This is a genomic window from Massilibacterium senegalense, assembly GCF_001375675.1.
Classification (GTDB): domain Bacteria; phylum Bacillota; class Bacilli; order Bacillales; family Massilibacteriaceae; genus Massilibacterium; species Massilibacterium senegalense.
In genome coordinates, this window is the sequence record NZ_LN831786.1 from 2,171,181 (window position 1) to 2,192,745 (window position 21,565).

Annotated in this window: 17 protein-coding genes and 1 rRNA gene; all 18 read left to right on the top strand. The window is 39.3% G+C overall.

The genetic code is table 11. The features are described 5' to 3' along the window. The first annotated feature begins 115 nt into the window (after positions 1–115). The 18 genes from spoIIE to BN1372_RS14365 all read left to right on the top strand — a co-directional run bounded on the left by spoIIE (position 116) and on the right by BN1372_RS14365 (position 20,862). A complete protein-coding gene (gene spoIIE / locus BN1372_RS14280) occupies positions 116–2,614 on the top strand; it encodes a stage II sporulation protein E (RefSeq protein WP_062201023.1) in 2,499 nt (832 codons plus the stop codon). 55 nt (positions 2,615–2,669) lie between these two features. Further along, positions 2,670–3,392, top strand: a complete 723-nt coding sequence (locus tag BN1372_RS14285) for a vWA domain-containing protein (RefSeq protein ID WP_062201026.1) — start codon at positions 2,670–2,672, stop codon at positions 3,390–3,392. Then, on the top strand, positions 3,364–4,251 hold the full coding sequence (locus BN1372_RS14290) for a protein kinase domain-containing protein (protein ID WP_187118417.1): 888 nt from the start codon (positions 3,364–3,366) through the stop codon (positions 4,249–4,251). Before BN1372_RS14285 ends, BN1372_RS14290 begins: the two co-directional genes overlap by 29 nt. Before the next feature lie 28 nt (positions 4,252–4,279). Then, positions 4,280–5,659 carry a tRNA lysidine(34) synthetase TilS gene (gene tilS / locus BN1372_RS14295; protein WP_062201032.1) on the top strand — a complete coding sequence of 460 codons (1,380 nt, stop codon included), beginning with the start codon at positions 4,280–4,282 and terminating at the stop codon, positions 5,657–5,659. A 27-nt stretch (positions 5,660–5,686) separates the two neighbouring features. Next, positions 5,687–6,226 (top strand): hypoxanthine phosphoribosyltransferase, encoded by a 540-nt coding sequence (hpt, locus tag BN1372_RS14300; protein ID WP_062201034.1) that lies wholly within the window; start codon positions 5,687–5,689, stop codon positions 6,224–6,226. Between the two features lie 71 nt (positions 6,227–6,297). Beyond that, on the top strand, positions 6,298–8,250 hold the full coding sequence (ftsH, locus tag BN1372_RS14305; RefSeq protein ID WP_062201037.1) for an ATP-dependent zinc metalloprotease FtsH: 1,953 nt from the start codon (positions 6,298–6,300) through the stop codon (positions 8,248–8,250). Between the two features lie 121 nt (positions 8,251–8,371). Beyond that, complete coding sequence (locus BN1372_RS14310; RefSeq protein ID WP_062201040.1) at positions 8,372–9,148, top strand: type III pantothenate kinase; 777 nt, start codon at positions 8,372–8,374, stop codon at positions 9,146–9,148. Positions 9,149–9,213: 65 nt separating this feature from the next. Further along, entirely contained in the window at positions 9,214–10,086 is an 873-nt protein-coding gene (hslO, locus tag BN1372_RS14315; RefSeq protein WP_062201043.1) for an Hsp33 family molecular chaperone HslO, read from the top strand. 68 nt (positions 10,087–10,154) lie between these two features. After that, complete coding sequence (cysK, locus tag BN1372_RS14320) at positions 10,155–11,084, top strand: cysteine synthase A (RefSeq protein ID WP_062201046.1); 930 nt, start codon at positions 10,155–10,157, stop codon at positions 11,082–11,084. Between the two features lie 218 nt (positions 11,085–11,302). Then, on the top strand, positions 11,303–12,709 hold the full coding sequence (locus BN1372_RS14325) for an anthranilate synthase component I family protein (RefSeq protein WP_062201416.1): 1,407 nt from the start codon (positions 11,303–11,305) through the stop codon (positions 12,707–12,709). Between the two features lie 21 nt (positions 12,710–12,730). Further along, positions 12,731–13,300 (top strand): aminodeoxychorismate/anthranilate synthase component II, encoded by a 570-nt coding sequence (gene pabA, locus BN1372_RS14330; RefSeq protein ID WP_062201048.1) that lies wholly within the window; start codon positions 12,731–12,733, stop codon positions 13,298–13,300. Positions 13,301–13,315: 15 nt separating this feature from the next. Then, positions 13,316–14,176, top strand: a complete 861-nt coding sequence (gene pabC / locus BN1372_RS14335; RefSeq protein WP_062201051.1) for an aminodeoxychorismate lyase — start codon at positions 13,316–13,318, stop codon at positions 14,174–14,176. Between the two features lie 403 nt (positions 14,177–14,579). After that, positions 14,580–15,401, top strand: coding sequence for a dihydropteroate synthase (gene folP, locus BN1372_RS14340; RefSeq protein WP_230198856.1), 822 nt, complete (start codon positions 14,580–14,582; stop codon positions 15,399–15,401). Continuing rightward, a complete protein-coding gene (gene folB, locus BN1372_RS14345; RefSeq protein ID WP_062201055.1) occupies positions 15,394–15,765 on the top strand; it encodes a dihydroneopterin aldolase in 372 nt (123 codons plus the stop codon). Before folP ends, folB begins: the two co-directional genes overlap by 8 nt. Continuing rightward, positions 15,755–16,282, top strand: coding sequence for a 2-amino-4-hydroxy-6-hydroxymethyldihydropteridine diphosphokinase (gene folK, locus BN1372_RS14350; RefSeq protein WP_062201059.1), 528 nt, complete (start codon positions 15,755–15,757; stop codon positions 16,280–16,282). Before folB ends, folK begins: the two co-directional genes overlap by 11 nt. A 14-nt stretch (positions 16,283–16,296) precedes the next feature. Further along, on the top strand, positions 16,297–17,301 hold the full coding sequence (gene dusB / locus BN1372_RS14355) for a tRNA dihydrouridine synthase DusB (protein ID WP_062201062.1): 1,005 nt from the start codon (positions 16,297–16,299) through the stop codon (positions 17,299–17,301). An 89-nt stretch (positions 17,302–17,390) separates the two neighbouring features. Then, positions 17,391–18,887 carry a lysine--tRNA ligase gene (gene lysS, locus BN1372_RS14360; RefSeq protein ID WP_062201065.1) on the top strand — a complete coding sequence of 499 codons (1,497 nt, stop codon included), beginning with the start codon at positions 17,391–17,393 and terminating at the stop codon, positions 18,885–18,887. 424 nt (positions 18,888–19,311) lie between these two features. After that, positions 19,312–20,862, top strand: a 16S ribosomal RNA gene (locus BN1372_RS14365). Positions 20,863–21,565: the final 703 nt, after the last annotated feature.

Consider the following 21,565-nt stretch of genomic DNA (forward strand, 5'->3'; position numbering starts at 1 on the left):
GGTTTGTGGTTGAAAAAGTCGAATATTTTTTTGACTTCGACTTCGTATTTTGACAAATTTTTATACCAATATATGGTTCAATGAGTGTAACAAATTGAAATGGGTGGTGTTTTTTATGATCGGTAAGCTAGAACGTGGGTGGAATCAAGTGATGAAGGCGGAAGGGATTGCATTAAAAACGAGAGATGTGTATGGATCGATGAAGGAAAAAATGGATACGTTTATTCATAAAGTTCTCTTAAACCCGACGATGATAATGATTGCTTTTGCGTTTTTGCTTGGACGAGCAGTAATGTTAGATGAAATGACACCATTTGGTCTTCCTTTTTTTGCGACGATTTATATGTTAAAACGGAAAAAAAGTATTCTTGTCATTTTAGCGATGTTAGTAGGGTCCGTATCGAATATTCCATTTCATAGTGTGTACTTATTAGTTGGGGTCTTTTTCTTTTTCCTATTTGAAAAAATATACGGCGTTACGAGCGAAACGTGGACAAAACGATTGCCTATCGCTGTATTGAGTGCAAGTGTAGCTAGTCGTTTCGCTTTATTAATCGGGATGGATAAAGGGATTGCCTGGTTGGATGTGGCGCTGGTTACCGTTGAAGGATTGCTTGTTGGATTGTTAACATTGATTTTCATTCATAGCTTACCGCAACTGTATATTCAAAAACGAAAACAACCGCTTCGAACGGAGGAAGTGATTAGCTTTTTAATTTTATTAGCTTCGATTATGACCGGTACTATAGGCTGGTTTGTGTTTGATTTATCGGTTGAAAATATTTTAGCGCGTTATATCGTTTTATTGTTTGCTTTTGTTAGCGGAGCGGCGATGGGTTCGACCGTCGGAGTAGTCATCGGTTTAATTTTAGGTTTTTCCAATATTAATAACTTATATCAATTAAGTTTACTGGCGTTTTCCGGGCTTTTGGGTGGTTTATTACGGGAAGGGAAAAAAATTGGTGTTACGTTCGGTTTATTTATCGGTACGCTTTTAATCGGGCTTTATAGTGCTCCATTTGAACAGGTGAACCAGATGGTATCCGAGACGTTAGTCAGTATTGCACTTTTCTTATTGACACCGCGTCAAGTCACGAATAAATTAGCAAGTTATATTCCCGGTACACAAGAATATGCTTCTGAAGAACAACAGTATTTGCGAAAATTACGAGACGTGACAGCACATCGAATTGAACAGTTTTCTACGTTGTTTCATACGCTTTCGAATAGTTTTAAAGATCCTGTTTTATTTCAAGATGAATCGAAACAAACGCGCGAAGTAGATTTATTTTTAAGCAATATTACTGAAAAAACGTGTCAAACATGTTTCCGAAAAAAATATTGCTGGTCCACTCATTTCAATACAACATATGATTTCATGAAAAACATTATGATGGAATGTGAAAAAACACAATCGAAAAGTTTACCACCATCGTTGTCGCGTGAGTGGGAAAAGCATTGTGTGAAACCAGCAAAAGTCATTCAAATGGTAGAAGATGAAATTTCGTATTATCGGATGAACCAAGATTTAAAAAAGCAGGTGTTAGAAAGTAGAAGGTTAGTGTCTGAGCAATTAAAAGGAATTTCGCAAGTAATGGAAAACTTCGCAGAAGAAATTAAACGAGAGCGGGCCAATTTATATGAACAAGAAGAAGAAATTATTGAAATGTTTGAACATCACGGCATTGATATTGAACATTTAGAAATTTATTGTGCCCAAAAAGGAAATATTGATGTTGAAATTACGATGTATGAAGACGGCTTCGGTATTGCAGAAAAAATTATTGCGCCGATGTTATCGGATTTATTTGATGAAACAATTGAAATAAAACGAGAAGAACGTAAAAATGAAAGTGATTTATATACGTTCTCTCTTGGGTCGACACAAGCATTTGTGTTAGAAACAGGCATTGCTTCTGCAGCAAAAGGTGGCGGTTTTATTTCGGGGGATAGTCATTCGACGATTGAAATAGGCACAGGAAAAATTGCTTTAGCCATTAGTGATGGAATGGGGAATGGAGAACGAGCGCATGCAGAAAGCCATGAAACAATTCAATTGTTACAAAAAATATTACAATCGGGCATTGATGAACAAATTGCGATTCAATCGGTGAATTCCATTTTATCGTTACGGACGACCGATGAAATTTTCTCGACGCTGGATTTAGTGATGGTCGATTTACAAAAGGCAACGGCGAAGTTTTTAAAAGTCGGCTCATCGCCTAGTTTTATTAAACGAGGGCAAACAGTTAATATGGTGACCTCTGGTAATTTACCAATTGGTATTTTTAACGAAGTCGATGTGGATGTAGAAACGGAACAATTAAAAGCGGGTGATTTACTCATTATGATGAGCGACGGAGTGTACGATGCACCGAAGTTTGCGGCGAATAAAGATATATGGTTAAAACGAAAAATTCGAGAAATGAAAACGAACGATCCGCAAGAAGTGGCTGATTTAATAATGGAAGAGGTTATTCGCTCGCAATCCGGGCAAATTGCAGATGATATGACGATTGTTGTAGCAAAAATTAAACGAAATATTCCGAAGTGGGCAGCAATTCCGGCGTACCAAGCACCAACCTATAGAAAAAAACGTGTATCATCGTTATAAATCTTTTCTTTCTTGTACATGATGAAGATAGTACGAAAGAAAGGATGATTCATCAGTGCATAAAGGTGTTATCAAACAAATTTTATTGCTAACAGATGGATGCTCAAATCGTGGGGAAGATCCAGTTGCAATGGCGGCACTTGCGTATCAACAAGGAATTACGGTAAATGTCATTGGGATTATTCAAAAAAACCATATGGAAAGTCGTGCGGCAGAGGAAATTGCCCAAATTGCAGAAGCGGGGGGTGGAGTGTGTCAAGTCGTATATACGAATGAATTGCCACAAACGGTACAAATGGTTACTCGGCAAGCAATGACACAAACGATTCAAGGGGTGGTCAATCGAGAATTAAAAAATATTTTAGAAACAAATGATACGCTCGAAACGTTATCGCCAGAAAAACGGATGAAAGTAATGGAAGTCGTCGACGATTTAAGTGAAACACTTGATTTGGAAATTTGTATTTTAGTCGATGCAAGTGCGAGTATGACGAAAAAATTAGCAAAAGTAAAAGAAGCGCTCGTTGATTTATCGATTAGCCTTTCCTCGCGTATGGGGAATCATCGTTTTTCGTTAACGATATTTCCCGGGAAAAGGTCAGATACGGAAGAAATATTTTCATGGACGGATGATGCAAAAAAAATTGAAAATTGGTTTCAAAAATTAGTACCGCAAGGGTTAACACCAACAGGACCTGCATTAAAACATGCCCTTTTACAATTTTCTTCGTTGAAAAGGTGGGCAGATGATGAATACATCGAAGAGCAAGGTTGGTAAGTTCCAGTATGGTCAAAAAGTGGTTGGAAAGTGGCATCGGAATGAATATGTTGTTCTTAAAAAGCTAGGTCAAGGGGCGACGGGGGTGGTTTATTTAGTACGAAAAGGTCCAAAGAAAATGGCGATGAAAGTAAGTGAACAGTTTTCTAGTCTCACGTCTGAAGTCAATATGCTGAAAGAATTAATGCAGGTCCAAAGGCGTAGCCTTGGACCTTATTTGCTTGATATCGATAACAATGATTCCTTTCATTTTTATTGTATGGAATATATTGAAGGGTATCCACTAAGTGAATGGTTTCAAACGAGAGGCAGTGCCTGGCTCGAGGTGTGCCTACCTTCTTTATTAAATGGATTGTACGATTTACATGAGCGAGGGTACATATTTGGCGATTTAAAACCAGAAAATATTATGATGACCGCGTCCCCGCCATACGATGTTCGATTCATTGACCCAGGAGGAGTGAGTCGAATCGGACGGTCGGTGAAAGAATTTACGGAATTTTACGATCGCGGTTATTGGGGGTGTGGATTGCGTATTGCGGATGAAAAATATGATATATTTGCAGTAGCTATGATTGTGATTTATAGTAAAACAGGTCGCTATATACATAGAGGGAAACATCCTAAAAAACAATTATTACAGGAAATTGAAACAAATTCATCCCTTACACCGTATAAACATATATTAAAAAAAGCAACATTAGGAAAGTATGCAGACGTACTCGAAATGAAAAGAGAGTTTCTTTTGTTGCATACGAAACAAAAGAAACGAAAGCATGGACATTCGTTCGTAAAAAAATGCTTGTTTTCTCTATTCATCGCTACAAGTATATATGCGCTATATATCGGATGGGTGTAAGTGGTAGCAAAGGAAGGGAGCTTACGACGTGCAAAGGGAAGTGCTAGCTTTTATCGAAAAACATCAGCTTCTAAAAAACGGAGCAACTATCGTCGTTGGAGTATCTGGGGGACCGGACTCTATGGCGCTTCTTCATTTTTTACAAACGTTACAATCCCGTCTACAACTTATGTTAGTGGTAGCTCATGTCGATCATCAATTTCGCGGGGAAACGTCTTATGGTGACTATCAATTTGTCGAACAATATGCGAAAGAACAGCAATTGATATTTGAAGGAACACGGATAGACGTGACGAGTTATGCCAAAGTGATGAAAAAAACATCGCAAGTAGCCGCGAGAGAATGCCGGTATCAATTTTTTCAAGATATTATGGAAAAATATTCCGCTGATTATTTGGCATTAGCCCACCACGGAGATGATCAAATGGAAACGATGCTGATGCGTCAAACATTAGCGGGTTTTGGCGAAAGCTTATGTGGAATCCCAGTGCGACGTCCGTTTTGTACAGGAGAAATTATTCGTCCGTTTTTATGCGTTTCTAAAGCAACTATTGAACAGTATTGTACAATGCAACATCTCCCCGTACGAAGAGATGAGTCGAATGAAAAAGATGATTATGTAAGAAATCGGTTTAGACATACTGTCTTGCCATTTTTACATAACGAAAATCCAGCTGTTCACGAACGATATCAATTTCTTAGTGAAGCTTGTTTTGACGATGAACAGTATATAAAAATGCAAGCGAAAAAAGCATTGGAAACGATTATCCACACAAAAACAGAGCATACGATTATTTTTAATATAGCCCCTTTTTTAACGTTGCCAAAATCTTTACAAAGGAGAGTCATTCATCTAATATTAAACTATCTTTATCATGAATCTCAGTTCATTTCTTTCGTTCATATAGAACAATTGTTACAGTTGGTACAAAAGAAAGGCCCGGCAAAAGAAATCCATTTGCCGATGGGATTGCTAATTCAAATATCCTATGACCGATGTATTTGTTCTTTTCAACAACCAACAGAGGCTTCCTCGTACCGATATGAACTGAAAGAAACGGAAGAACTTTCGTTAGAAGTAGGAACGATTACGGCACAATATAAAGAAATGATAGAAGAGGATAAAGGTACATCGATTTGTTATGTCCCGCGTTCGTTTTATTCGTTCCCCTTTTACGTTCGATCTAGAAAACAAGGAGATCGAATGGCATTACCGAACGGGGGGACAAAAAAGATCAAGGATTTATTTATCGATGCAAAAATGACTCGATATGAACGTGACAGATGGCCGCTCGTGACAGATAGCAAAGATCGCATCATCTGGGTGCCGAATGTGAAACATTCTTCCCTTTTAAACGTAAAAGAAGAGGAAAAAGGGTTTATTATGTTAAAATTTAAAGAAGTGTAGGTTTAATGTAGGAGGAAAGGAACAACAATGGAACAAGACATTCAAGAAGTTTTATTAACAGAAGAGGAAATTCAAGCGAAAGTGCGTGAAATGGCCGCGCAATTATCGAAAGAATATGCACATTCATTTCCGCTTGTGATTGGTATTTTAAAAGGCGCAATGCCGTTTATGTCTGATTTAACGAGACGGATGGATATTTATTTAGAAATGGACTTTATGGATGTTTCTAGTTATGGTGCATCAACAAAATCGTCCGGGGAAGTAAAAATTATTAAAGATTTGGATGCTTCTATGGAAGGGCGCGACGTTATTTTAGTGGAAGATATTATTGATTCAGGTTTAACATTAAACTATTTAGTGGAATTATTTAAACATCGTAATGCAAAATCAATCAAGATTGTGACGTTGCTTGATAAACCTGCGGGACGTAAAGTCGATTTAGTACCAGATATGAAAGGGTACACCGTTCCAGATGCGTTTGTGGTAGGATATGGATTAGATTATGCAGAACGATATCGCAATTTACCGTACATCGGAATTTTAAAACCAGATGTATACGAAGGGTAAATGGTTGTTAGAAATAAATTGGATATGATAGTATTAATTATAGTTTTATGGTCCGTGGGAGGAGGTTTGGAATGGAAAAATTCCGTAAGTCCATTGTTTATATTTTATTACTGTTAGTCGTGATTGGAATCGTTTCTTTACTAAGTGGGACTGGTCAAGAAACAAAGCCAATGAAGTTTGATGAATTCCAACAACGTTTAGCTGATGGCAAAGTAAAATCATTGATGATACAACCTGAAGGTGGCGTTTACGTCATTAAAGGACAGCTAACAAATGCAAAAAAAGAAGAATATTTCCAAACATATATTCCAGATAATGAAAACTTAATGAACGAAATTCGCGAAACAGCGAAAAAGACAGAAGTAGAATTTAAACCTGCAGAACAAACAAGTGGATGGGTTACTTTTTTTACATCCATGATTCCTATCCTGATTATCGTTATTTTCTTCTTCTTCATGATTAACCAAGCCCAAGGTGGCGGTAATCGTGTGATGAATTTTGGGAAAAGTAAAGCAAGAATGTATAACGATGAGAAAAATAAAGTGCGTTTTAAAGACGTAGCAGGTGCTGATGAAGAAAAACAAGAGCTAGTAGAAGTGGTGGAATTTTTAAAAGATCCGCGTAAATTTGCTGCGCTTGGTGCGAGAATTCCAAAAGGGGTCCTTTTAGTAGGTCCTCCAGGGACAGGTAAAACATTGCTTGCTCGTGCTGTTGCTGGAGAAGCAGGCGTGCCGTTCTTTTCTATTAGTGGTTCAGACTTCGTAGAAATGTTTGTCGGTGTTGGTGCAAGTCGTGTTCGTGATTTATTTGAAAATGCAAAGAAAAATGCACCTTGTATTATCTTTATTGACGAAATTGACGCAGTTGGTCGTCAGCGTGGTGCAGGTCTTGGTGGTGGCCATGACGAGCGTGAACAAACATTGAACCAATTGCTTGTAGAAATGGATGGATTTAGTTCAAACGAAGGAATTATTATCGTGGCGGCGACAAACCGTCCGGATATTTTAGACCCAGCATTACTTCGCCCAGGTCGTTTTGACCGCCAAATTACAGTAGATCGCCCAGACATTCGTGGTCGTGAAGCAGTATTAAAAGTACATGCTCGTAACAAACCATTAAATGACGACGTAAACTTAAAAGCAATTGCAACACGTACACCAGGTTTTTCAGGTGCAGACCTTGAAAACTTATTAAACGAAGCAGCACTTTTAGCGGCTCGTCGTAATAAAAAAGATATCGATATGGTAGACGTAGAAGAAGCAATTGACCGCGTAATTGCAGGTCCAGCGAAGAAAAGCCGTGTTATTTCTGAAAAAGAAAAACAAATTGTTGCATATCATGAATCTGGACATACAATTATCGGTTTGGAATTAGAAAATGCTGATACAGTGCATAAGGTAACCATTGTTCCTCGTGGTCAAGCGGGTGGATACGTGGTAATGCTTCCAAAAGAAGATCGTTATTTTATGACAAAACCAGAATTGTTAGATAAAATTACGGGACTACTTGGTGGTCGCGTAGCTGAAGAAGTTATTTTTAACGAAGTGAGTACCGGAGCGCATAACGACTTCCAACGCGCAACTGGCATTGCTCGCCGTATGGTAACAGAATTCGGAATGAGTGATAAATTAGGTCCGCTTCAATTTGGTAATGCGCAAGGTGGTCAAGTATTTTTAGGTCGTGATATTCAAAATGACCAAAATTATAGCGATACCATCGCTTATGAAATTGACCGAGAAATCCAACGTATTATTAAAGAATGTTATGAAAGAGCACGTAAAATTTTAACGGACAATCGCGACAAACTAGAATTAGTGGCGAAAACGTTAATGGAAGTAGAAACATTAAATGCGGAACAAATCCGTCACTTAGTGAATACTGGTGAACTTCCAGAAGGTCCAGGTCTTTCTGTGAAAAATGAAGAAGAACAAGTAAAAGTAAACATCAAATCACAAGAAGAAAAAGAAAATACACCAGAAGAAAAACAAGAAGCAGAAACAGAAGAACAAAAGAAAGATGAATAATTTCAAAGGGAATCTAGTGTCTAGATTCCCTTTTTTTACGCAAAATATGATATGATGAAAAAAAGTTTTTGCAATCGATTTCATGTAAAAACACTATACTCTATAAATTGTGGTGATGGATATGATCTTTGTTTTTGATGTTGGGAATACAAACATTATGTTAGGTGTTTATGATGGAAATAAGTTGAAATATCATTGGCGTATTGAAACAAATCGTCATAAAACGGGCGATGAATACGGCATGCTTATTTTAGATTTATTTCGACATGAAGAAATTAGTGTAAAAGATATTAGCGGTATTATTATTTCATCAGTTGTGCCACCTATTATGTTTGAACTAGAGCGGATGTGTGAAAAGTATTTTCATCAAAAACCACTTGTAGTGGGACCAGGAATTAAAACAGGATTAGATATTAAATACGATAATCCACGGGAAGTAGGGGCAGACCGAATCGTAAATGCGGTAGCGGCGATTCATTTATATGGAAGTCCGCTTATTATCGTTGATTTTGGTACAGCAACGACGTATTGTTTTGTAAACGAACAAAAACAATATATGGGTGGTGCCATTGCACCAGGAATTAATATTTCAACGGAAGCGTTGTACACACAGGCAGCGAAATTACCACGAATTGAAATAGCAAAACCGAACCATATTATTGGAAAGAATACCGTTGATGCGATGCAATCTGGTATTTTGTATGGATATGTAGGGCAAGTAGAAGGAATCGTAGTGAGAATGAAAAAATTTGCAAATGAAAACCTAAAAGTAATTGCAACAGGTGGATTAGCTCCTCTTATTGCAGCAGAGAGCGACGTCATTGACCACGTAGATCCATTTTTAACGTTAAAAGGATTGCAATTAATTTATTTAAAAAATCAACCAACTGCAAAATAAAGAAGGCGATGTGCTTTCTTTATTTTTTCGTGTAGAGTGAAGGATGCACAAAAGGAGTGAAAACAATGAAAGATTATTTAATACGGGCAACAGGGTTTAACGATGAAATTCGGGCATTTTCTGTCGTTTCGACATCGATTGTGAGCCAAGCGCAAAAGCGACATCAAACGTCTGCGACTGCTTCTGCCGCATTAGGAAGAACATTATCTGTTGCAGCAATGATGGGGTCGATGTATAAAGGGAATGAAAAGATTACCATCAAAATTGATGGCGATGGTCCGATTGGAGCCATTATTGTAGATGCAGATACAGAAGGAAATGTTCGCGGGTATGTTCGTCATCCAAAAGCGGATGTACCGCGTTATGACAATGGAAAATTGGCAGTAGGTGATGTAATTGGCAAAGGATTTTTAACGGTTGTAAAAGATTTAGGATTAAAAGAAAATTTTTCTGGGATGGTGCCGTTAGTGTCTGGTGAAATTGGCGACGATTTTACGTATTATTTTGCGACGTCCGAACAAGTTCCTTCTGCAGTAGGTGTAGGGGTGTTAGTAAACCAAGATGATTCCATTTCTGCAGCTGGTGGATTTATCGTGCAAGTACTGCCTGGAGCAAGCGAAGAAACCATTACAGAGTTAGAGCGTCGGATTACTTCGATGCCACACGTTTCTTCTTTAGTCGAACAAGGTTGTACACCTGAAGCGTTATTACAAGTCGTCTTAGGGGAAGATAATGTAAAAATGTTAGGGAAACAAGACATCCAATTCCAATGCGTTTGTTCCAAAGATCGTTTCGCAACAGCAATTATTGGTTTAGGTAACGATGAAATTCAAGCAATGATTGAAGAAGACGGGCAGGCGGAAACAGTGTGTCAATTTTGCGGAGAGAAGTATATTTTTACAAAAGAAGAATTAGAAAAGTTAAAAGCAAATGATTGACAGGGAAAATAAAGCGTGTTAAAATTCACTTAAACCAATAAAATTAGTCGGATATAGGAGTGAAGAGGATGCGTGTTGCAAATTCAGTGACTGAATTAATCGGTCAAACACCGATTGTAAAATTAAATGGATTCACAAATCCGGAAACAGAAGGTAACGTATATTTAAAATTAGAATATTTTAATCCAGGAAGTAGTATTAAAGATCGTATTGCTCATGCAATGATTGAAACGGCAGAAGAAGAAGGATTCATCAAACCAGGCGATACGATTATTGAACCAACAAGCGGAAATACAGGAATCGGTTTAGCAATGGTTGCAGCAGCGAAAGGATATCGTTCGATTTTTGTTATGCCTGAAACGATGAGTATTGAACGCCGTCGTTTACTACGTGCATATGGTGCAGAACTTGTTTTGACACCAGGATCTGAAGGAATGGGTGGAGCAATCCGAAAAGCAAAAGAATTATCTGACGAAAAAGGCTACTTTATGCCACAACAATTCGAAAACTTAGCAAACCCAGCGATTCATCGTAAAACGACAGGACCTGAAATTATAGAACAAATGGGAAAAGAGCTTGATGCTTTTATCGCAGGTGTTGGAACAGGCGGAACGGTAACTGGTGTAGGACAAGTGTTAAAAGAATTTAACCCAGACATTAAAGTGTATGCGGTAGAACCATCTAGTTCTCCTGTATTATCAGGAGGAAAACCAGGTCCACATAAAATTCAAGGAATCGGTGCAGGATTTATTCCAAAAACATTAGATACAGAAGTATATGATGAAATTATTAAAGTGGACAACGAAGATTCGTTTACGTATGCGCGTCGTGCTGCTCGTGAACAAGGAATTTTATGCGGAATTTCATCAGGTGCAAACATTTACGCGGCAATTCAAGTAGCGAAAAAATTAGGAAAAGGTAAAAACGTTTTAGCAATTGTTGCAAGTAACGGAGAACGTTATTTATCTACAGATTTATTTAATTTTGGTGACGAGTAAGGAAATATTCCTTGCTCGTTTTTTTGTTTCATCTATCTGATGCTTGTCGCCCTTATACAAGCACCCTTCGTTTTTGGTGCATCATAAAAAGGAAGTGGACAAATATACAGAAAAAAGGATTAGCGATTCTTATGAAAAAAGTATGTTTCTTGTCGGATTTTTTGTAAGATAGAATTATATATTGAATTGTAATAAGGGGAGTCGACTTAGTGGGACAGATAAAACAGAAACAAATGTTTTGCAAAAAGCTTACAAATTACCGTCATTTTTGGTTTCATGCGTATGAACATTTGGTAGATAAAGAGCTGTATCACATGTTATTAGAAAGCAATGAACAAGGTCGTTATTCCGTAATGGCTTGGAAAGCAGATACGATTTTCCGAGCAAAAGACGGGGAAATCGTGATTGAACATGAAAACGAACAAAAGCCATTACAAGGAACAGATCCATTAGAATTATTAAAAGGATGGATGCACTCGTATAAACGACCGAGTAAAATTGGGGTTCCTCCAATGCATGAGGGGGCATTGGGGTTTTTAAGTTACGACTATGTGCGTTATTTAGAAGATATTCCAACTATCGCAACCGATGATTTACAAACACCAGATGTTTTTTTTGTCATGTTTGATGAATTTGCTATTTTGGATAAAAAAACAGATACGTTATGGCTCATTAGTTATGACTATCCGGAAAATGCAGTATTAGTACAACATCGAATGGAATACTACGCGCAGCTTTTCCAATCAGATATTGGACCGTATAAATACGACCGAAGCATGTCACCCATGGGGGAAGTGGCAGCTGATTCGTTAACAAAAGAAGCTTTTATGGAAAACGTTGAAAAGGCAAAAGCATATATTCGCGCTGGAGATGTGTTTCAAGTGAACTTATCTTTACGGCATGAAGAAAGTTTACTTACGCATCCAAGACAAATTTACCGTACGTTGCGAAGATTAAATCCGTCTCCGTACATGGCGTACATTCAAACGCCGGATTTTCAAGTAGTGAGTGGTTCGCCGGAGTTGTTATTAAAAAAAGAAAAAGAGACATTGGTCACTCGTCCGATTGCTGGTACAAGATCTAGAGGAAGAACAAAAGCAGAAGATAAGCAGCTAATGGAAACATTAAAGCTTAATGAAAAAGAACAAGCAGAACATGTAATGTTAGTGGATTTAGAACGAAACGATTTAGGGAAAGTGTCGGAATTTGGGTCTGTACAGGTGACGCAATTTATGACAATTGAAAAATATTCTCATGTTATGCATATCGTTTCGGAAGTTGTTGGGAAGATTCGCAAAGAACGCACTGGAATTGATGCTTTAAAAGGGATGTTCCCAGGTGGTACAATTACAGGAGCACCGAAAGTTCGAACAATGGAAATTATCGAAGAGTTAGAACCGACAAGACGAGGAATTTATACTGGTTCTATCGGTTGGTTAACGAACGATGGCGATATGGAATTTAATATTGCTATTCGGACGATGTATGTAAAAGACGGAAAGGTGTATGTACAAGCCGGTGCTGGTATTGTGAATGATTCTCTTCCGGAAGCGGAGTATAATGAATCATTAAAAAAAGCACAAGCATTATGGAGTGCAAAGGAAGCTAGTGAAGAAGAGATTTAGTAAAGACGAGGAGAGATGAGTATGATTTTAATGATTGATAATTATGATTCTTTTACGTACAATTTAGTGCAATATGTCGGAGAATTAGGGGAAGAGATTCAAGTTTATCGAAATGACGAAATTTCCGTGAAAGATATTGAAACATTGAATCCGAAAATGATTATGATTTCACCAGGACCGTGCACGCCAAATGAAGCGGGAATTAGCTTAGAGGTAATCCGTACGTTTGGCGGGAAAGTGCCGATTTTTGGTGTTTGTTTAGGTCACCAAGCAATCGCGCAAGCATTTGGCGGAGAAGTTGTGCGAGCGGATGTGTTAATGCACGGAAAAACATCTAGCGTATACCACGATGATCAGACGTTGTTTAAAGGATTGCCACAACCATTTACAGCAACGCGGTATCATTCGTTAATTGTCAAAAAAGAAACGTTACCGGATTGTTTGACGATTTCCGCTGAAACGAAAGACGGGGAAATTATGGCAATTCGTCATAAGGAACTGCCGATTGAAGGGGTTCAATTTCACCCTGAATCGATGCTAACTGAAGGCGGAAAAGAAATGATTAAACAATTTGTGGAGTATTATAAATAAAAGTGTGGGATGAAGATGTATATGTATTGGAATGGAGAGATTGTTTCAGCAGATGAAATAACAATCTCCCCGTTCGATCATGGATATTTATATGGGATGGGCGTGTTTGAAACTTTTCGAGTTTACGAGCGTCATCCCTTTTTATTTGATGATCATTATGAACGGTTAAAACAAGGATTACAACAATTAAATATTACGAATCAGGTGGAAAAAGACGCGTTGCTACAAGGATTGTATCATTTGTTAGATGCGAACCAAATAGAGGATGCGTACGTTCGTTTAAATATTTCGGCTGGTGTTGGAGATGTTGGATTGCGCACTGAACCGTATGAGCATCCGACAGTGTTAATGTACATGCGCCCTTTACCGAAGGACGTGACCTATCCAGAAAAAGACGGACACATTTTACGCCTCCGTCGAAATACACCTGAAGGGTCATTTCGGTTAAAATCACATCATTATTTAAATAATATGATGGCGAAACGAGAAATTGGTTCAAAGCCGAACATAGAAGGTATTTTTTTAACAGAAACAGGAGTGTTAGCAGAAGGGATTGTGTCGAATCTCTTTTGGGTACAAGATGGTATCGTCTATACACCAAGTGTCGATACTGGTATTTTAAATGGGATTACTAGGCAATTTATTCTCGAAATGTGCCAAAAATTAAGTATAATCGTCAAAGAGGGGCATTTTTCAAAACAAGAAATGAAACTGGCAGATGAAGCGTTCATTACGAATTCTATCCAAGAGATTGTTTCGTTAAAAAGTATCGATGGTAGAGTCCTACCAGAAGATAAACGACTTAAGTCGATGTTACAAACGTATTATCATCAAAATCGGACAACTTTATGGGCAAAACAACAGTTTCAAAAATAGAAAGGACCGAGAATTTCCAATGAAAACATATAATCCTATTCGACTTTATATAAAAGAACAAAAAGACATTGTAACAGAATTTAAAAAAATTGGTGCAGACCCAGGGGGCATTAAATTAATGGCTCCGAAAGGGGAAGTCCTGTTAATTCGTGCGGAACAAGTATCGCTAAAAGCAGCCAATTTATTAAAACAGGAAATGTTATCTCGAGGTGGCGATTGTGTCGTTCATCGTAACGTAAGTAATTTAACGATAGAAGAGAGTGCTGTGATTCTAATTGGCACGCGTCGCATCTTCCAAGGTGTATTACCAAAACTACGCTCGCAGCCATTTGGTCTAAAAGCACTTGGGAAAGAAATCGAAATATTGCTATATAACGAAATGAAATCAAAAGAATCCCAAACGATGATGATTCGTGGAAAAGTGTATGATTGGAATGCAAAAACATGGATTATGGGCATTTTAAACGTAACACCTGATTCTTTTTCAGATGGCGGAAAGTTTAATCAATCAGAGTATGCAGTTGCACATGCGAAGGAAATGGTAGCGAACGGAGCGGATATTATTGATATTGGCGGCGAATCAACTCGACCAGGACATGAACCGGTTTCGTTAGAACAAGAACTAGCTCGCGTAGTGCCAATCATTGAAGCGCTTCGAACAGAGGTTCCAGATATACCAATTTCTATCGATACGTACAAAGCGAAAGTAGCAGAAGAGGCAATCAAAGCGGGAGCGGACATTATTAACGATATTTGGGGAGCGAAAAAAGAACCAGCCATTGCGGGAGTTGCAGCCAAGTATCAAGTGCCGATTATTTTAATGCATAACCGTACCGACAAAAACTATGTACATTTAATGAGTGATATTGCTTCTGATATGCGCAAAAGCATTGCCATTGCAAAAAAAGCTGGTGTAACAGATGGACAAATTATTTTAGATCCAGGGATTGGCTTTGCGAAAACGTACGAACAAAATTTAGAAGTTATGCGCAAACTTGATACGTTTACTGCGCTAGGATATCCTGTTTTGTTAGGTACGTCACGAAAGTCGATGATTGGTAATGCACTTGATTTACCAGTAACAGAACGGATGGAGGGGACCGGCGCAACTGTTTGTTTAGGAATTGAAAAAGGTTGCCAAATTATGCGTGTGCATGACGTGAAGGAAATGAGCCGCATGGCAAAAATGATGGATATCATGCTTGGGAGAAGAATAGATGGATAAAATTTATATCAACCAAATGGAGTTTTATGCGTATCACGGTGTGTTTGAAGAAGAAAAACGGCTTGGTCAACGTTTTATTGTCGATGCCGTGTTAGAATTAGATTTGCAAAAAGCAGGTCAAAGCGATGATGTACAAGATACGATTGATTACGGTGCGGTGTATCAGGAAGTAAAACGAATTGTAGAAGGGGAACAATACCAACTAATTGAACGATTGGCTGAAAAAATTTCCACTGAGCTTCTTCGTATCTTTCCAACGCTTTTTGCATGTACAATAAAAGTAAATAAACCGAATGCGCCGATTCCAGGGCATTTAGCATCGGTTGCAGTAGAAGTCATAAGAAAGAGGACAGATGATGAATAAAGCTTATTTAGCGCTCGGTTCTAATATGGGGGACCGTTATTATTATTTATGTCAGGCGTTGCAGGCGATGCATCTGGCAAAAGAAATAGATATTTGCCGTGTATCATCGATTTACGAAACAGACCCAGTCGGATATGAAAATCAAAATTGTTTTTTGAATATGGTCATCGAGGTGAATACGACCTTTTCACCGCATGATTTATTAGCGTATTTACAAAAGAATGAACGGAAATTAGGGCGGAAGCGAGAAATTCGATTTGGTCCAAGAACGATTGATTTGGATATTTTATTGTACAACGATGAAGTAATAGAAACGGACACATTACAGTTACCGCATCTGAGAATGACAGAAAGAGCGTTTGTACTCATTCCATTGCAAGAAATTGCTAGTAATCTTTCCGTTCCAAATGACAAACGTTCATTAGAAACAATGATTGGTGAAGCAGATGATCGATTAGGGGTAAGGCTTTGGAAGCAAAAAGCAGGTCAAGAAACAGATAAATTATTTGCTAATTAAAAAGGAGTGATAACATGTTAAAAATCGGGGATATCGCGATTAAAAATCCTGTCGTTTTGGCGCCGATGGCCGGAGTGTGTAATGCGGCGTTCCGGCTAACGGTTAAAGAATTTGGAGCGGGACTAGTATGCGCGGAAATGGTTAGCGATAAAGCAGTCATTAATCGAAATGAAAAAACGATGGATATGCTTTATATTGATGAACAAGAAAAACCGTTAAGTTTACAAATTTTCGGTGGAAGTAAAGAAACATTAGTAGAAGCGGCAAAATACGTAGCAGAAAACACAACAGCAGATATTATTGACATTAATATGGGGTGCCCAGTACCGAAAATTACAAAGTGCGACGCAGGTGCAAGATGGCTATTAGACCCAAATAAAATTTATGAAATGGTTTCTTCAGTTACCGATGAGGTCGATGTTCCAGTAACGGTAAAGATGCGGATAGGCTGGGATGAAGAACATATTTTTGCGGTAGAAAATGCGCTAGCAGCAGAACGAGCTGGTGCAAAAGCAGTGACAGTTCATGGACGTACACGTGTACAAATGTATGAAGGAAAAGCGAACTGGGATATTATTAAGCAAGTAAAACAAGCTGTTAACATCCCGGTTATCGGAAATGGTGACGTAGCAACTCCACAAGATGCTAAACGGATGATTGATGAAATCGGTGTAGACGGTGTTATGATCGGTCGAGCGGCGTTAGGAGACCCATGGATGATTTACCGAACTGTCCGTTATTTAGAAACAGGGGAATTGATGGACCCACCGACGCCGCGGGAAAAGGTAGATGTATGTATGCTCCATTGTGACCGTTTAATGAAGTTAAAAGGGGAACACATTGCCTTGTTAGAAATGCGCAAACATGCAGCGTGGTATTTAAAAGGATTGCCTGGAAATGCAAAAGTAAGAAATCGTATTAATGAAATTACAACACGCGACCAATTAGAACAAGTACTTCTAGAATATGTACAACAATTAGAAGAAAGAGCAAAAATGACAGAAAAAGCGGTATTATAATAGTATCCTTTTTCTCTTTTTGCTTAAAAAGTGATAGAATAAAGCGTGGATAAGATACACGTGGATATTAGTAGGGAGTGAATACTAGAATGAGTAATGAATTCGAAACAAATGAATTGCTACAAGTTCGTTATGATAAACTACACACATTAGAAGAAATGGGTGTAAATCCATTTGGGCATCGTTTTGATTGTAGCCATACAGCTAAAGAATTACATGAACAATTTGACCAATTTACAAAAGAAGAATTAGAAGAAAAAAGCGTATCTGTAAAATTAGCAGGGCGTTTAATGACAAAACGCGGAAAAGGGAAAGCGGGATTTGCCCACATCCAAGATCGCACAGGTCAAATTCAAATTTACGTACGGAAAGATACAGTACAAGAAGGTCAATATGATGTTTTTAAATTAAGTGATATCGGTGACATTATCGGGGTAGAAGGAGCGTTATTTAAAACAAAAGTAGGCGAACTGTCTATTAAAGTAAGTGATTTTGATTTCCTTTCTAAATCCCTTCGTCCACTGCCAGAAAAGTTTCATGGTCTTCGTGATATCGAGCAACGTTATCGCCAACGTTACTTAGACTTAATTATGAATCCAGAAAGTCGCGAAACATTTATTACGAGAAGTAAAATTTTACAATCCATGCGTCGTTATTTAGATGAACACGGATACTTAGAAGTAGAAACACCAATGATGCATAACATTCCAGGTGGAGCTTCTGCGCGGCCGTTTGTGACTCACCATAATGCGTTAGATATTCCTTTATATATGCGAATTGCAATTGAATTACACTTAAAACGTTTAATTGTCGGTGGATTAGAAAAAGTGTATGAAATTGGACGCGTGTTCCGAAACGAAGGTGTATCTACTCGTCATAACCCTGAGTTTACAATGCTAGAATTATATGAAGCGTATACAGATTTTAATGACATTATGGAATTAACAGAAAACATGGTAGCGCATATTGCGAAAGAAGTATTAGCTACAACGACGGTGCAATATGGTGACTATGAAGTGAACTTAGAACCAAAATGGACAAGACTTCATATGGTAGATGCAATTAAAGAAAAAACAGGTGTAGACTTTTGGAAAGAAATGACGGATGAAGAAGCGCGCACTTTAGCAAAAGAGCATCACGTAGAAATTAATGATCATATGAAATTTGGACATGTTGTAAACGAATTTTTTGAACAAAAAATAGAAGAAACATTAATTCAACCAACATTCATTTATGGACACCCAGTGGAAATTTCGCCATTAGCGAAGAAAAATGAAGAAGACCCACGCTTTACAGATCGTTTTGAATTATTTATTGTTGGTCGTGAGCATGCGAATGCCTTTACGGAATTAAATGATCCAATCGATCAACGTGGACGTTTTGAAGCACAATTAAAAGAACGTGAATTAGGAAATGATGAAGCGCATATGATGGATGAAGATTTCTTAGAAGCATTAGAATACGGAATGCCTCCAACAGGTGGATTAGGTATCGGTATTGACCGTCTGGTAATGTTACTTACTAATTCTCCGTCCATTCGCGATGTATTATTATTTCCACAAATGAGAAAAAGAGAATCAAAATAAAGAACAGCAATCCTTCGTTCTTTGTTTTAGGTATTTAGTCTATGATGTAGGAATAAATAGATGAATAGCCTCTCACTTTCTATTTGCGTAGTGTAAAATAGAGGGGGAGAGGTTGTTTATTGTTAAAAGGATATAACATGAAAATAAAAAACAATAAGTTTTTAAAAGTTTTTTTAAAAAAGTATTGCAATCATTTTAAACGCATGGTATATTATTAAACGTCGCTTATGACATAAACACTTCTAAAAAACATTTTAAAAAAAGTGTTGACGGAAGTTCAGTCAGGTGATATGATAATAAGGTCGCTTTTGAAAAGCGATGATGTCCTTTGAAAACTAAACGAAACGTCAAGCAATAGAATGTACGATATACAATTTGTATAAAATGCATCTCTAGTCAATTCTAAAGAGTCAACGTAAAACTTTTATTTGAGAGTTTGATCCTGGCTCAGGATGAACGCTGGCGGCGTGCCTAATACATGCAAGTCGAGCGAACCAACGAGGAGCTTGCTCCTTTGCGGTTAGCGGCGGACGGGTGAGTAACACGTGGGCAACCTGCCCTTAAGACTGGGATAACATCGAGAAATCGGTGCTAATACCGGATAACTGATTAGACCGCATGGTCTAATGATAAAAGATGGCTTCGGCTATCACTTAAGGATGGGCCCGCGGCGCATTAGCTAGTTGGTAGGGTAACAGCCTACCAAGGCAACGATGCGTAGCCGACCTGAGAGGGTGATCGGCCACATTGGGACTGAGACACGGCCCAAACTCCTACGGGAGGCAGCAGTAGGGAATCTTCCGCAATGGACGAAAGTCTGACGGAGCAACGCCGCGTGAGTGATGAAGGTCTTCGGATCGTAAAACTCTGTTGTTAGGGAAGAACAAGTATCGTTCAAATAGGGCGGTACCTTGACGGTACCTAACCAGAAAGCCACGGCTAACTACGTGCCAGCAGCCGCGGTAATACGTAGGTGGCAAGCGTTATCCGGAATTATTGGGCGTAAAGCGCGCGCAGGCGGCTTCTTAAGTCTGATGTGAAAGCCCACGGCTCAACCGTGGAGGGTCATTGGAAACTGGAAAGCTTGAGTGCAGAAGAGGAGAGTGGAATTCCATGTGTAGCGGTGAAATGCGTAGAGATATGGAGGAACACCAGTGGCGAAGGCGACTCTCTGGTCTGCAACTGACGCTGAGGCGCGAAAGCGTGGGGAGCGAACAGGATTAGATACCCTGGTAGTCCACGCTGTAAACGATGAGTGCTAGGTGTCGGGGGGTCCAACCCTCGGTGCTGTCGCTAACGCACTAAGCACTCCGCCTGGGGAGTACGGTCGCAAGACTGAAACTCAAAGGAATTGACGGGGGCCCGCACAAGCGGTGGAGCATGTGGTTTAATTCGAAGCAACGCGAAGAACCTTACCAAGTCTTGACATCCCTTGCACGCTCTAGAGATAGAGTTTTCCCCTTCGGGGGACAAGGTGACAGGTGGTGCATGGTTGTCGTCAGCTCGTGTCGTGAGATGTTGGGTTAAGTCCCGCAACGAGCGCAACCCTTGATCTTAGTTGCCAGCATTTAGTTGGGCACTCTAAGGTGACTGCCGGTGACAAACCGGAGGAAGGTGGGGATGACGTCAAATCATCATGCCCCTTATGACTTGGGCTACACACGTGCTACAATGGGTGATACAAAGGGTCGCGAAGTCGCAAGGCGGAGCTAATCCCATAAAGTCACTCTCAGTTCGGATTGCAGGCTGCAACTCGCCTGCATGAAGTCGGAATCGCTAGTAATCGCAGATCAGCATGCTGCGGTGAATACGTTCCCGGGCCTTGTACACACCGCCCGTCACACCACGAGAGTTTGCAACACCCGAAGTCGGTGAGGTAACCTTTTGGAACCAGCCGCCGAAGGTGGGGTAGATGATTGGGGTGAAGTCGTAACAAGGTAGCCGTATCGGAAGGTGCGGCTGGATCACCTCCTTTCTAAGGAATATACAAAGAGCAACGCTCTTTTACAAAAACATTTTCAATCTTTAGATTGACTGCTTAGACGTTTGTTTAGTTTTGAGAGGATATCTCTCAAAAATTACCGCTTTCTTTTTTAAGAAAGTGAGTGATATAATAAAAATCCGCTTAAGGCGGGTTGTTGTTCTTTGAAAACCAAATAACGAATCATTGATATTTTGATTATATNCGTAGAGATATGGAGGAACACCAGTGGCGAAGGCGACTCTCTGGTCTGCAACTGACGCTGAGGTGCGAAAGCGTGGGGAGCGAACAGGATTAGATACCCTGGTAGTCCACGCTGTAAACGATGAGTGCTAGGTGTCGGGGGGTCCAACCCTCGGTGCTGTCGCTAACGCACTAAGCACTCCGCCTGGGGAGTACGGTCGCAAGACTGAAACTCAAAGGAATTGACGGGGGCCCGCACAAGCGGTGGAGCATGTGGTTTAATTCGAAGCAACGCGAAGAACCTTACCAAGTCTTGACATCCCTTGCACGNTCTTGACGGTACCTAACCAGAAAGCCACGGCTAACTACGTGCCAGCAGCCGCGGTAATACGTAGGTGGCAAGCGTTATCCGGAATTATTGGGCGTAAAGCGCGCGCAGGCGGCTTCTTAAGTCTGATGTGAAAGCCCACGGCTCAACCGTGGAGGGTCATTGGAAACTGGGAAGCTTGAGTGC

What these genes read in the sequence shown, in the direction of transcription:
- hslO (WP_062201043.1), top strand. Translation starts at nt 9,214, where the DNA reads ATGAAAGATTATTTAATACGGGCAACAGGGTTTAACGATGAAATTCGG.
- pabA (WP_062201048.1), top strand. Translation starts at nt 12,731, where the DNA reads ATGATTTTAATGATTGATAATTATGATTCTTTTACGTACAATTTAGTG.
- spoIIE (WP_062201023.1), top strand. Translation starts at nt 116, where the DNA reads ATGATCGGTAAGCTAGAACGTGGGTGGAATCAAGTGATGAAGGCGGAA.
- BN1372_RS14290 (WP_187118417.1), top strand. Translation starts at nt 3,364, where the DNA reads ATGAATACATCGAAGAGCAAGGTTGGTAAGTTCCAGTATGGTCAAAAA.
- folB (WP_062201055.1), top strand. Translation starts at nt 15,394, where the DNA reads ATGGATAAAATTTATATCAACCAAATGGAGTTTTATGCGTATCACGGT.
- hpt (WP_062201034.1), top strand. Translation starts at nt 5,687, where the DNA reads ATGGAACAAGACATTCAAGAAGTTTTATTAACAGAAGAGGAAATTCAA.
- folK (WP_062201059.1), top strand. Translation starts at nt 15,755, where the DNA reads ATGATGAATAAAGCTTATTTAGCGCTCGGTTCTAATATGGGGGACCGT.
- ftsH (WP_062201037.1), top strand. Translation starts at nt 6,298, where the DNA reads ATGGAAAAATTCCGTAAGTCCATTGTTTATATTTTATTACTGTTAGTC.
- lysS (WP_062201065.1), top strand. Translation starts at nt 17,391, where the DNA reads ATGAGTAATGAATTCGAAACAAATGAATTGCTACAAGTTCGTTATGAT.
- cysK (WP_062201046.1), top strand. Translation starts at nt 10,155, where the DNA reads ATGCGTGTTGCAAATTCAGTGACTGAATTAATCGGTCAAACACCGATT.
- pabC (WP_062201051.1), top strand. Translation starts at nt 13,316, where the DNA reads ATGTATATGTATTGGAATGGAGAGATTGTTTCAGCAGATGAAATAACA.
- folP (WP_230198856.1), top strand. Translation starts at nt 14,580, where the DNA reads ATGATGATTCGTGGAAAAGTGTATGATTGGAATGCAAAAACATGGATT.
- BN1372_RS14310 (WP_062201040.1), top strand. Translation starts at nt 8,372, where the DNA reads ATGATCTTTGTTTTTGATGTTGGGAATACAAACATTATGTTAGGTGTT.
- dusB (WP_062201062.1), top strand. Translation starts at nt 16,297, where the DNA reads ATGTTAAAAATCGGGGATATCGCGATTAAAAATCCTGTCGTTTTGGCG.